We start from the raw sequence: 13,001 nt of genomic DNA, 5'->3' as shown, positions 1-13,001 counted from the left end.
AAAACCTGAGACCGATTTCAAATCGACTCAGGTTTTTTTATTGATTATATGCTTTTAACTAGTTCAACAACTTCTTCAGCAGTTGACATCATTAATGCTTTTTCTGCTAATGTTTCCATTTCTGCTTTTGACAACTTACTTAGTTGTGTTCTTGCAGGAAGAATAGATGTTGCACTCATACTGAACTCATCTAAACCTAATCCTAATAATAATGGGATAGCAAGTGAATCTCCCGCCATCTCACCACACATACCAGCCCATTTGCCTTCTTTATGAGCCGCGTCGATAACCATTTTTACAAGACGTAAAATAGATGGGTTATATGGTTGGTATAAGTAAGCTACTTGTTCGTTCATACGGTCTGCAGCCATTGTGTATTGGATTAAGTCATTTGTTCCGATAGAGAAGAAATCAACTTCTTTTGCGAATTGATCTGCTAATACTGCTGAAGCTGGGATTTCAACCATCATACCCACTTCAATAGAATTAGAAACAGTTGTACCCGCTTCTACAAGTTTCGCTTTCTCTTCTAATAAGATTGCTTTCGCTTGACGGAACTCATCAAGAGTTGCAATCATTGGGAACATAATTTTTAAGTTACCGTATACGCTAGCACGAAGTAATGCACGAAGTTGTGTACGGAACACATCTTGCTCATCAAGACATAAGCGAATTGCACGGTATCCTAAGAATGGGTTCATTTCTTTTGGTAAATGTAAGTATGGAAGCTCTTTATCTCCACCGATGTCAAGTGTACGAACAACAACAGGTTGACCTTCTTTTACACCTTCAAGAACTGCTTTATACGCTTCGAACTGCTCTTCTTCTGTTGGAAGATTGTCACGGCCCATGTATAAGAATTCTGTACGGTATAAACCAACGCCTTCTCCGCCATTATCGATAATACCTTGTACATCATTTGGTGTTCCGATATTTGCAACAAGCTCAACGTGATGTCCATCACTTGTTACAGTAGCTTGGTCTTTTAATTTTGCCCATTCAGTTTTTTGCTCTTCAAATTTCGCTTTCTTTTCTTCAAAAGAACGAAGAGTTTCTTCTGATGGATTTACAATTACTTCTCCATCTAAACCGTCGATGATTACGATATCGCCGTTTTGGATTTTCTCCATAACAACTTTCGTACCAACAACTGCAGGAATTTCCATAGAACGAGCCATAATTGCAGAGTGAGATGTACGTCCACCGATATCAGTTGTAAAACCTTTTGCATACTTACGGTTTAACTGAGCTGTATCAGATGGTGTTAAATCTTCAGCAATGATGATTACTTCTTCAGAAATTGTACCAGGGTTTGAGAAGTTAATTCCTAGTAAATGTGCAAGAACGCGTTTTGTTACGTCACGAATGTCCGCAGCACGTTCTTTCATATATTCGTTATCCATGTTTTCAAACATAGAAATAAACATTGATGCAACTTCATCCATTGCAAATTCAGCATTTACTTTTTCACTATTTACTTTATCTTTTACTGGGTTTACTAGTTCTGGATCATTTAACACTAATAAATGTGCTTCAAAGATCGCAGCTTTATCAGCACCCAGCTCAGCAAAAGCATGGTCCTTAATTGCTTCTAATTCAGTTTTTGCTTTTTCAAGCGCAGCGTCTAAGCGTGCAATTTCAGCAGCTTCGTTTGTAATTGATTTCTTTTCGATGTTAAATTCAGGATTCTCAAGTCTGAAAGCCTTTGCAATAGCAATCCCACTTGATGCAGCGATCCCTTGAATGTTAAGAGTCATTATTCTCCTAATCCTTCGTTTTTCATAGTTTCTTCGATAGCTGCTAGTGCTTGAGCTGCATCATCACCATTTGCAGTGATTTTAATTTCTGCGTTTTGTTGAATGCCTAAAGACATAACGCCCATGATTGATTTTAAGTTAACGTTTTTTCCGTTATACTCTAAGTTAATGTCAGAACCAAATTTGCTTGCAGTGTTTACAAGTAGAGTTGCTGGACGAGCATGAATTCCTGAGTCGCTAGTTACTTTAAAGATTTTTTCCATGATAATTTATCTCCTTTAAATTACAGTATTTTTTAGTTGTATAGACGTGAGTACTACATCATCTATTGTATATAATAGGCGATGTTCGGTCAACCACATCGCCTATTATAATTATAAACATTTTGCGTCAAATTCCTACTGAATGTCAATAATAGCGTTTTCGCCCTTCTTAACATTTCCATCTTTTTTCAATTCGACTTGTTGTCCTTGTTGTAAATTCGTAAAGACAATTGGTGTAATGATAGATGGTGCATTTTCTTTTACAAATGCAAGATCTACTTTTAATAATGGTTGTCCTTGTTTCACTTTGTCGCCTTGTGCTACAAGTGCTTCAAAACCTTCACCATTTAATTTTACAGTATCAATACCGAAGTGGATTAAAATTTCTTTTCCGCCTTCAGATTGAATACCAATCGCATGCTTTGTAGGGAATACGTTAACGATCTCACCGTTAACTGGAGAAACTACTGTTCCTTCTGTTGGCTCGATTGCAAATCCGTCTCCCATCATTTTTCCTGAGAATACTTGATCAGGTACTTCTGTAATCGGTAAGATTTTCCCTTCAATTGGTGATACGATTGTTTCGTTTTCATCAACTTGTTTAGGAGTTTCTTCTACCTTTACAGGCTCTTCTTTTTCAACATGAGGTGTACGACCTGACATAATATCATGAATTTGTGATTTTAACGTGTCAGATTTCGGTCCAAAAATAGCTTGAATGTTATTTCCAACTTCAAGTACACCAGCTGCTCCAAGCTCTTTTAAGCGATCTTTGTTTACATTCTTTTGTTCGTTAACTTGAACACGTAAACGAGTAATACAAGCGTCTAAAGAAGCAATGTTTTCTTTACCACCAAGTGCTACTAATACTTCACGTGGAAGTTCTCCTGCTTCTGTTTTACCTGCGCCGTCATTCGCATTTGCTACTTCACGACCAGGTGTTTTTAAATCCCATTTACGGATTGCAAAGCGGAATCCGAAGTAGTAAATAACTGCTAGTACAAGACCAACAATAATTACCCACCACCATGCTGTACGGCCTGGCAGTACACCGAATAACATAAAGTCGATTAAACCACCAGAGAATGTCATACCAATTTTAACACCTAAAATTTGCATTGTCATAAATGATAGACCAGCGAATACTGCGTGAATTCCGAATAGTACTGGTGCTACGAATAAGAATGAAAATTCAAGTGGTTCTGTAATACCTGTTAAGAAAGATGTTAATGCAGCAGAACCTAAAATACCAGCTGCTAATTTTTTATTTTCTGGACGTGCTTCATGGTACATTGCTAATGCTGCTGCTGGAAGACCGAACATCATGAACGGATACTTACCAGTTGTAAATGTACCTGCTGTTAATTCTACACCGTCTTTTAACTGTGCCATAAAGATTTTTTGGTCACCACGGATTAATTCGCCAGCTGCATTTGTATACTGACCGAATTCGAACCAGAACGGTGAATAGAAAATATGATGTAATCCAAATGGAATTAATGAACGTTCAATTAAACCGAATATGAATGCTGCTAATGTTCTATTTGCATCAATCATTTGATGTGAGAACGTATTTAAGCCACCTTGAATGTATGGCCAAATGAAACACATGATTATACCTACTACTAAAGAGAATGTTGCAGTTGCGATCGGTACGAAACGCTTACCTGCGAAGAAACCTAAGTATGATGGTAATTCAATGTTGAAGTATTTATTGTAGCAATATGCCGCTACTATACCGACGATAATACCACCAAACACTCCCGTTTGTAGCGTTGGAATTCCTAATACGTTTGCATATGCTGGATCTGTAAATCCAATTTTTACTGGGTCTGCTCCAGAACTTGTTACTTTCACTAGCTTATCTACTTCTAAGAACACACTCATCGTTTTGTTCATAATTAAGTAGCCGACGAACGCTGCTAATCCAGCTACTCCGTCTCCACCAGCTAAACCAATTGCTACCCCAACTGCGAATAATAATGCAAGGTTAGCGAAAATAATATCACCAGATTGTTCCATAATTTTTGCTACCATTACGAACCAATCTGCTTTTAAAGCAGGAATAACATTTGTTAACTGTGGATTTTGAAATGCATTACCAAATCCAAGTAAAATACCTGCTGCCGGTAAAATCGCAACTGGAAGCATTAACGCTTTTCCGACTTTTTGAAGAACACCAAAGATCTTCTTAAACATGGAAACCCTTCCTCTCTTATCTATATTGATACCTTCCGACAAACGCCAAAAAGACATGAGGAAAAAAAGATAGAACGATAGCTATACAAAGGGTAGTATATCCCTTTCTCAAGCTTACATTCCTTGCTTTTCTCCACTCATGCCTGATCGAATCAGTAACACGTGTCAAAAATAGGTTTACGTATAAGTTCACTATAATTAAGGCAAACGTTTTCGTTACTTACCTTAATGTGTTTGTCGAAATTTGTATAACTTTGCAATAGTTATTATACATAACTATTGTAAGCGATTCAATGATTTTTTTTAACGTTTTCATTTTAGACAAAAATATATGTCTTTTTACACATGCTCTGCTTTCACTAAGCGCTGCAGGTGCATCGTTAAATATATGCTCTCTGCTTCATACACAGGAAGTTGCAATTCTTTTTGCATGACCTTAACTAGCTTCCAAGCTAAATTATAACAGACAGGATATTCTGCCTTTAATAAATCAGCAAAACTTTGTGATTCCTCTACTTTTTCCCCTTTTTTTACCCGTTCAATTGCGTATTGTAAATGACGGATAAGGCGTAAATAATGGATACTTTCTTGGTCTAATGTAATTTGTAAGTTTGTCTCAATTAAAGATACGAGCTGTGCAATGAGACGGGAGTTTTGATTAACTGAAGATAAATCTGAATTTGTAAGCGAACTGTAAATATGGAGTGCAATAAAACCAATTTCTCCTTCTGGCAATGTAATTTGTAAACGAGAATTTAAAAGGTCTACAACACCTTCAGCAATTTCATATTCCTCTGGATAGAGCATTTTCGTTTCAACTAAAAAAGGATTATCAATTGTAAGTCCTTGTTTTAACCGCTTAATCGCAAAAGAAATATGATCTGTTAAAGCGATATGAATATGTTCATTCAATGGTGATTTTGCTTTTTCTTGAATGTAGAACATAATATCATTCATTAATTCAATTAGTTTTTCACTCACATGCGGCACTAACAGTTTGTATTGTTCACGATCACGTTCATTTTTTAAAACAAACATTTTTTCAATTTGTTCTTGTTCCAATACATCTTTCGCTTTTTTCCCAAATCCAATTCCTTTACCAATCACTACTACTTCCTCATGTTCAGGATGGCTAGCAATGATGACATTATTATTTAAAACTTTTTTAATTTCTAGATAATTATTCATATAACACCACCCTCGTACTTAAATAGCCTGCTTTTATGTTACAGAACATTCTTCTTTGTCGTCAATGTAAAACATCTACCATTTCATAAAAATTCATTTTTTAGACATGTTTATATATGATGCGTATAATGTAAGAGCAACTGTACATAGAAAGGAGATAACAACATGATTAAAATGTTTGTAAGTGATATCGATGGTACAATGATGCAACACGGAGGGTTAATTGACGAACAAGATATTGTAGCACTTCGTAGTCTTGCTGAGCAAAATGTTATTCTTTGCTTCGCCTCTGGACGACTTGATAATGAAATTGCAGACTTAATGAAAGCTGTAAATACAAATTTCCATCGTATTAGTGTTAATGGTGTTTTCGTATATACAGATAAAAATGAGCAACTCTTATCTGCAACTTTTGATTCCAGCATTCTTCCTGAGTTGTTAGATATGACGAATAAAGATCCTTATTTTCGTTATGTAAGTGATGAGCATAATTACTATATTGAAGAAAAAACACCATTTATTCACGAACTGGAACAACAAGTAACAATGACTTCTGTTGAAGAACCAAATTTATTACAGAAAATAGATGATACAATTTTCCCAAATAAAATCTCTGTCGGTGGAACAAAGGAGAGCTTACAACTCCTTCAGAAAAAAATTGATGAAAAGTTCCACGGAAAAGTTAGTACTTTCATTTCAGCAGAACAATGTTTAGATGTAATGCCACCTAATATTAGTAAAGGTTCTGCTATTTCTGTTTTATTAAAAGAGTTTCAACTACAACCAGAGGAAGTTGCTTGCATAGGGGATTCTTATAATGATATCCCGATGTTTTCTTTAACTCCTCACAGTTTTGCTATGTCTCAAGCAGATGAAGCAGTAAAAGAACACGCTCACTATGTAGTAAATACAGTTAAAGATGCTGTTAACCACGTAATTGCCCATAATAAAAATACGACTCACTCCTTGTAAGGATGAGTCGTATTTTTTCTTTACATGTTAAACAATTTGACATTAACTGTACTTCACGAACTGAAATATATTATTTGTTACGTGCGATGTTTGTAATAAACTTATAACGATCCCCACGATAAATACATTTCACATACTCTAACGGTACTTCACCTTCTGAATATGACCATTGACGCATTACAAGCACTGGCGCCTTTTTAGGAATATGCAGATGTTCAGCTTCATTATCCGTTGCAATTGAAGCTTCAATTGATTGAGTAGCGCTAACAAGTTTAAAGCCCAGTTTTTTCTCTAAATGTTCATATAAAGATTGTTGCAATATTTCTTCGTTAATATCTTTTACAAGAGCTGGCGACAAATATGTCGTCTCAAAAGCAATCGGTTCATCATCAGCTAAGCGTATACGCCTCACTTCATAAACCGACTCTCCCTCCTGTATTCTCAACCGGTCTGCTATTTTCGCAGTAGCTGGAACTAGGCGGAAACTAAGTAATTGACTACTTGGGTTCATCCCACGAGAAATCATATCTTCTGTGAATCCCGTCATTCCTTGCAATTTTTGTTCCACTTTCGGAAGTTGGACAAACGTACCGATTCCACGTTTCCGATATAAATAACCTTGTTCCACTAAATTATTAATCGCCTGTCTGATTGTCATACGACTCACTTCGAACTTATCGCAAAGTTCATTCTCAGATGGGATTTTATCTCCCGGCTTCCATTCGCCGTCCTCAATTAGCTGTTTCACCCACTCTTGAATCTGATAATAGATCGGAAATGGTGAATACTTGTCGATGTTCATCAGCAATCGCCTCACTGCATAAAGATAGAGCTTCTTGATCAGCGATTACGGTTACATTCGGATGACGTTGTAAAACTGTAGCAGGACACGCTTCGCTATATTCACCTTGCAATAATTCTTTCACAGCTTCTGCCTTTTTAGAACCCATAGCAACAAGTAGAATTTGTTTCGCTTTCATAATGCTTCCAATTCCCATTGTAATCGCATGCGTTGGCACATCTTCTTCTTTTTCGAAGAAGCGAAGGTTTGCTTGGCGTGTAGATTCTGTTAATTCAACAATGTTTGTTGGAGAATTAAACAGTGTTCCTGGTTCGTTAAATCCGATGTGACCGTTTTCACCGATTCCAAGAATCTGTAGGTCAACTGGGTTAGCAGCTAGAATGCCCTCGTAACGTTTGCACTCTTCCTCTAAATCACTTGCCATCCCGTTTGGTACATAAGTTTGTTTAAATGGAAGATGATCAAACAACTGTTCTTGCATGAAATAGTGATAGCTGTTTTTATCTTCATGTGGTAAATTTACGTACTCATCTAAGTTTACAGTGGTTACACGGCTTGTATCAAGTTTATTTTTTCGCATTTCTGCATAAATACCTAATGGAGAGCTTCCTGTAGCCATTCCTAATGTTGGATTTTCTTTTGTTTTTACAACTTCTTCAATTAATTTATATCCTGCTTCTGCTAGTTCTTCTGGAGTTTTTACAACAAGAATATTCATTTAATTACTTCCCTTCCTTCATATGAATTCCTAAACGAACCGTATCATATACATGTAAATCTTCATTCATCACAACAAAGTCTGCATCTTTTCCTACCGCTAATGCACCTTTATGATTTAATCCAAACTCTTCTGCTTGGTTAACTGATGTCATCAGTACTGCATCTTCGATTGAACAACCTGTAAATTCAATTACATTTCGGAAAGCTTGATCCATTTTTAGAATACTACCAGCTAACGTTCCATCTTCTAATCGAGCACTACCATCTTTTACATGTACTGGCTGTCCGCCAAGCTCATATAATCCATCTTCAAGACCTTTTGCACGCATTGCGTCAGTAATAACACTTACTTTTTTCGGTCCTTTTAATTTATATGCTAATTTCACCATATCAGGGTGAATATGAATACCATCTGTAATTACTTCAACCATTACATCTGGATTTAATAACACATGACCAACAACTCCTGGTTCTCGGTGATGTAATCCACGCATTTGATTGTATAAATGCGTTGCATGTGTAATGTTTCTATTTTTTAGTTGCGCATCAATTGCATCTGTATGCCCCATTGTGCCAACAACACCAGTTTCAGCAAGATACTGCTCAAACTCTAATGCACCTTCTTCTTCAGGTGCATATGTTACTAATTTAATTAGATTCCCGCTTGCTTCCTGCCATTGTTTAAATTGTTCAATATTCGCAGGAACAATATGTTCAAGTGGTTGTGCACCTGCACGTTTTTTTGAAACATACGGTCCTTCTAAGTGAATATATTCGAAATGTGCTCCTTTTTCTTTCGCTTCCTTCGCAGCATGTAGTGCCGCTTCGATTGCTTCTGGAGCTTGTGTCATTGTTGTTGGAAAGTAAGTTGTAACTCCTTCTTTTAACATTTCTTTACCTAGAGTTACTAATCCATCGCTATTTGCATCCATCGCATCAATATCGTATCCACCATGAATATGAACATCAATCATACCTGGAATCACAATCTTCCCTGCTACATCTAAAACCGCTTCATTTTCTTGTGATACATATTGAGCCATCAAACCAATTTCTTTAATTGTTTCTGCGTAACGAATAAATCCGTTTTCCACTACTTCTTGACCTGTATAAATTTTGGCATTGATGACAACTTGCGTTTTCATTTTCATCGATCCTTTCCCATGAAATACCTACTTGTTATTATTACCTTATTCGCCTAATTCCATCTTAATATATGCACGAGTAGTTGTCTAGACATTCGTATGAAATTTCCTCTTTGTTTAACAAAAAGGAAACTTAGTACGTCTCTTGCAATTATAATATATGTTATTCAGTTTTCCAAAAAGGGAGAATATCCCCTACCATATTACTCACTTAAGTAATGGCATTAATCCACTAGAGCCTATTGTAATATGCTCGCCGTCTGTTTCCATTTCTACTGTACGTTTATTTGTTCCATATATCATTATGCCATGCTGTTTTAAGCGTCTTACTACACTTTGATGCGGATGTCCATACGGATTTCTGCTTCCATATGAAAGAATCGCAAACTGTGGTTCTACTTTTTTTATAAACATTTCACTTGTTGAAGTATAGGAGCCATGATGTCCCACCTTTAACACATCTGCATGTACATCAAATTGCTTTAATATTTCAGTTTCCGTCCGCACATCAGCATCACCCATTAGTAAAAAATCCGCTTTTCCGTATCGTACCTTCAACACAATTGAAGATTCATTATTTTCATCTTTTGATTTCCCATTGTTTAATACTTGTATGGAAACATGCGGATCTAGCGGTATGTATTGTCCCTCTTTTACTGAAACGAAAGGAATTCCTCTTTTTTTAATATGATTCCGGTATGTGTGATACGTAAAAGAACTATATGTTTTTCCACTATCTAATATAAGCGATACCGGCATTTGCTCTACAATCGGAATAAGTCCTCCAATGTGATCCATATCAGGATGCGTACTGACGATAGCATCTAAATGGTTAATCCCTTTTTCGATTAGTTTTTGAATGATAACCTCTCCGGCTTCATAAGGTCCCCCGTCAATTAACATCGTTTGTCCATTTGGCAATGTGATAAGTGTCGCATCACCTTGTCCAACTTTTAAAAAACTCACTTTCATTTTACCAAAATGTTGCCGCTGCATATGTAAAGGAGACGCGGTATGAATAGACATCATATATCTTTTAGCCGATGCACTATTTAAAGAAAAGCATAACAAAACAGAAACTAACAATAAAATACCTCGCATACTTCTCATAACTCGTCTCCTTTTTTCAATTAGTATGGCACGGTATATAATTGATATACAAAAAAAGCTTAGCAAAATGCTAAGCTTTTATTTCGATATCTCCTGTAAAGAACCAAAGAATAAATCTGCTTCATTCATTTGTTCATTCTCTTCAGAAAGTGCCGGTAAATCATCTAATGTTTTCAATCCAAATGTATCCAAAAATTCTTTCGTTGTTCCATATAAAATAGGACGCCCTGGCCCTTCTGCTCTTCCCATTTCTTTTATAAGTAAGTGTGAAACTAACGTTTGTAACGCCTTATCGGTTTTCACCCCTCTAATCTCTTCCATTTCAGTCCTTGTAATAGGTTGACGATATGCCACAATCGCTAACGTTTCTAAAGCAGCCTGAGAAAGTGAAGCAGCTGTTGGGATATCTATTAATTTTTGATAGTACGAAGCATGTTCTTTCTTTGTAGCAAAACGATATACTTTTGCATACTGTACAATTTGCAAACCGCGGTGTGCACCTTCACATTCTTTTTGCATTTCTTCTAAAATATCGATTACTTCATTTCCTTCAATCTCAAGCACTTTCGCTATTTGCTCTGGATAAATCCCTTCATCACCAGAAACAAATAAAAGCCCTTCAATGATTGATTTCTGTTCTTTTCTATCCATTTTACGAGCTCCTTCCTCCAATTTTCTCCATAAAAATACACATCAAAAAACCGAATCACAATCAATGCGTTCGGTTCAATATTTTTTCTCTTGTTCCAAACGATACATTCAAACCTAGCATGAGATATATTATTCCCATCCCATTTTCCATACTAACTCTATGCAGATTTAGTAGAGCTTGATACGAAAATTTCATCAAAATTATGTTCTTGTTCAATTATGATTTGTTGATTTTTCATAAGCTCAAGAACCGCTAAAAATGTTACAACCATTATTTCCCGTTCATCATCAACAAACAAATCATAAAAACTTTGACGACCACCTTGTATTTCTAACTGTTTTAAAATATCAATCATGCGCTTTTCAATTGGTATTTCTTGACGAGTAATACGTGTTGTTACAGGTTTCTTTGCTTTTTTACGGCGCATTAATTTTTGAAATGCCGCTAGCATATCATATAACGTAACATCAAGAGGCAAGTTTGTCTCCTCTTCTTGTTGTAACGATGTAAAATCAATTGGCGGACGTGTATATAGCTGTGCTCTTTCTTGTTCTCTTTCTTTTAGCTCAGTAGCAACTTGCTTATATTTCTTATATTCAATTAACCTCTCCATCAATTCTTGACGAGGATCATCTATAAAGTCATCACCGTTATCAAGTACATCTTCTTCATGTTTCGGCAACAACATTTTACTTTTAATTTGTAATAAAGTCGCAGCCATTACTAAATACTCACTTGCAACATCTAACTGTAGTTCTTTCATCGTATGAACATAAGATAAATATTGCTCTGTAATTTCCGCTACAGGAATATTATATATGTCAATTTCATAACGATGTATTAAATGTAACAATAAATCTAAAGGCCCTTCAAAAGCCTCTACTTTAAAATTATACTGCACAAAGCATCCCACCACATTTTTTCTATAACAACATAAGTATAGAGCATACTCATGTTCTATCCAACCTTTTTAAGAAATTTAATTAAAAATAGACCTATGCCTATATCATCATGCCCACCGCTTCATATGATAACAGTGTAGTAAGAACAATGTAGGAGGTCAAAAAACTATGGGTCACGTTGATTGCGGTTTTAGCGGTGGGTTCGCATTACTTGTTGTATTGTTTATTTTACTAATTATTGTAGGGGCAGCTTGCTTCTGCTAATATGAACAATAACGACTAGGGACAATTCCCTAGTCGTTTATTGTTTATATTTCTATGATACACTTGTATTTATAACCGTTAAACAGGGGTGAAGAAAATGTATCCTACCGAATACATACAATTTTTAATTCATTTTCACGGAGATTATGATTATTTTGAATGCCACGAAACACTGGAAGAATATTGGAAAACAAAACCGAGAGGAAATCGTGATAATTATTTAGTCGGTCTTATTCAAATTGCAGTTTCTTTATACCATCAAAGACGCTCTAACTGGAATGGCGCAGAGAAGATGATGAAAAGCGCCATAACGATTTTAGAAAAAAACAGTGCACCTTTACTACGTTTAGGAATAAATCAGACACAACTTCTATGCTTACTCCAGGATAGATTGCAATCTATACAGAAAGAAGAGAGTTTTACACCGTTATTTTTACCGTTATCGGATACAGCATTAGAAAAGCACTGCATGGAATTATGTCAGAAACAAAACCTTCCTTGGAAAGACGTGAATGCTACTTCTAATGAATATATAATACATAAGCACACATTACGTGATCGAACAGAGGTCATCGCTGAACGAAACGAACAATTACAAAAAAGAAAGCAGAGATAATAAACCACTTATCTCTGCTTTTACGAATGTATATTTTGTTCTAGCCCTTTACACTTTTTGCAAAAACTTGCTGTTTGCTCATTTCCGCAAATTGTAAACTCAAGAAATTTACTCTTTAACTCTTGAACCATCTTCGTCCCAATACCCATATGACGATGAGACGGGTTCACACTCAAATGCTGAATTTCCAACACTTGATTCTCTTTTTTTACAATCCCCATTATCCCAACAAAATCTTCGTTTTGTTTCCACAAATACAATTGCCAATCATCCTTTGCTTCATAATCTTTCATAGTCAATTGTAATGTTTTCACATCTTTTTCAGTTGGCATAAATGAAAGAAGCCCCATTGCAATCTTTTCATAACTTTTTTTAAAACGAATTAACATAACCCTTATCCCTTCTTACAAA

General features: G+C 35.8%; 14 protein-coding genes. 3 read left to right on the top strand and 11 right to left on the bottom strand.

From position 1 onward, the window contains the following. Nucleotides 1-44: 44 nt before the first annotated feature. From ptsP to glcT, 4 genes are all read right to left on the bottom strand, one after another. Nucleotides 45-1,757: a phosphoenolpyruvate--protein phosphotransferase gene (gene ptsP, locus ACUN0F_RS12765; protein WP_264460851.1), complete on the bottom strand. Its 1,713-nt coding sequence runs from the start codon at nt 1,755-1,757 to the stop codon at nt 45-47. Further along, nucleotides 1,757-2,020 carry a phosphocarrier protein HPr gene (ptsH, locus tag ACUN0F_RS12760; protein ID WP_000411080.1) on the bottom strand — a complete coding sequence of 88 codons (264 nt, stop codon included), beginning with the start codon at nt 2,018-2,020 and terminating at the stop codon, nt 1,757-1,759. The genes ptsP and ptsH overlap by 1 nt, the downstream gene beginning before the upstream one ends. A gap of 135 nt (nt 2,021-2,155) precedes the next feature. Then, on the bottom strand, nt 2,156-4,219 hold the full coding sequence (ptsG, locus tag ACUN0F_RS12755; protein WP_000473194.1) for a PTS glucose transporter subunit IIABC: 2,064 nt from the start codon (nt 4,217-4,219) through the stop codon (nt 2,156-2,158). Between the two features lie 339 nt (nt 4,220-4,558). Continuing rightward, nucleotides 4,559-5,407 (bottom strand): glucose PTS transporter transcription antiterminator GlcT, encoded by an 849-nt coding sequence (glcT, locus tag ACUN0F_RS12750; RefSeq protein ID WP_001067321.1) that lies wholly within the window; start codon nt 5,405-5,407, stop codon nt 4,559-4,561. Nucleotides 5,408-5,572: 165 nt separating this feature from the next. Here glcT and ACUN0F_RS12745 point away from each other — a divergent pair, with 165 nt between their 5' ends. After that, complete coding sequence (locus tag ACUN0F_RS12745) at nt 5,573-6,379, top strand: Cof-type HAD-IIB family hydrolase (RefSeq protein ID WP_000594231.1); 807 nt, start codon at nt 5,573-5,575, stop codon at nt 6,377-6,379. Nucleotides 6,380-6,449: 70 nt separating this feature from the next. Here the strand turns inward: ACUN0F_RS12745 and phnF are convergent, their stop codons facing one another. The 6 genes from phnF to scpA form a co-directional block, all read right to left on the bottom strand. Further along, nucleotides 6,450-7,181 carry a phosphonate metabolism transcriptional regulator PhnF gene (gene phnF / locus ACUN0F_RS12740; protein WP_002194085.1) on the bottom strand — a complete coding sequence of 244 codons (732 nt, stop codon included), beginning with the start codon at nt 7,179-7,181 and terminating at the stop codon, nt 6,450-6,452. Next, entirely contained in the window at nt 7,111-7,899 is a 789-nt protein-coding gene (gene nagB / locus ACUN0F_RS12735) for a glucosamine-6-phosphate deaminase (protein WP_001024205.1), read from the bottom strand. The genes phnF and nagB overlap by 71 nt, the downstream gene beginning before the upstream one ends. A 4-nt stretch (nt 7,900-7,903) precedes the next feature. Next, nucleotides 7,904-9,046 (bottom strand): N-acetylglucosamine-6-phosphate deacetylase, encoded by a 1,143-nt coding sequence (nagA, locus tag ACUN0F_RS12730; protein ID WP_283886358.1) that lies wholly within the window; start codon nt 9,044-9,046, stop codon nt 7,904-7,906. Between the two features lie 207 nt (nt 9,047-9,253). Then, nucleotides 9,254-10,156 carry a ComEC/Rec2 family competence protein gene (locus ACUN0F_RS12725; protein WP_001257286.1) on the bottom strand — a complete coding sequence of 301 codons (903 nt, stop codon included), beginning with the start codon at nt 10,154-10,156 and terminating at the stop codon, nt 9,254-9,256. Nucleotides 10,157-10,234: 78 nt separating this feature from the next. Then, nucleotides 10,235-10,807, bottom strand: coding sequence for a segregation/condensation protein ScpB (gene scpB, locus ACUN0F_RS12720; protein WP_000375162.1), 573 nt, complete (start codon nt 10,805-10,807; stop codon nt 10,235-10,237). Nucleotides 10,808-10,965: 158 nt separating this feature from the next. After that, nucleotides 10,966-11,709, bottom strand: a complete 744-nt coding sequence (gene scpA / locus ACUN0F_RS12715; protein ID WP_001199757.1) for a segregation/condensation protein A — start codon at nt 11,707-11,709, stop codon at nt 10,966-10,968. 169 nt (nt 11,710-11,878) lie between these two features. Between scpA and ACUN0F_RS12710 the strand changes: the two genes are divergently transcribed. Together ACUN0F_RS12710 and ACUN0F_RS12705 are read left to right on the top strand one after the other, a co-directional pair. After that, nucleotides 11,879-11,974: a YjcZ family sporulation protein gene (locus ACUN0F_RS12710; RefSeq protein WP_000510194.1), complete on the top strand. Its 96-nt coding sequence runs from the start codon at nt 11,879-11,881 to the stop codon at nt 11,972-11,974. A gap of 97 nt (nt 11,975-12,071) precedes the next feature. Continuing rightward, the gene (locus ACUN0F_RS12705; RefSeq protein ID WP_000283609.1) at nt 12,072-12,590 is read left to right on the top strand and encodes a DUF309 domain-containing protein; all 519 of its coding nucleotides are present in this window, start codon (nt 12,072-12,074) and stop codon (nt 12,588-12,590) included. A gap of 20 nt (nt 12,591-12,610) precedes the next feature. Here ACUN0F_RS12705 and ribT read toward each other — a convergent pair whose 3' ends face one another. Further along, nucleotides 12,611-12,979, bottom strand: a complete 369-nt coding sequence (gene ribT / locus ACUN0F_RS12700; RefSeq protein ID WP_000908397.1) for a GNAT family N-acetyltransferase RibT — start codon at nt 12,977-12,979, stop codon at nt 12,611-12,613. Nucleotides 12,980-13,001: the final 22 nt, after the last annotated feature.

The sequence above is a fragment of the Bacillus sp. 1A genome, assembly GCF_052682215.1.
Note: the sequence above shows the minus strand (reverse complement) of the source record. Positions and strands in the feature narration are given on the sequence as shown.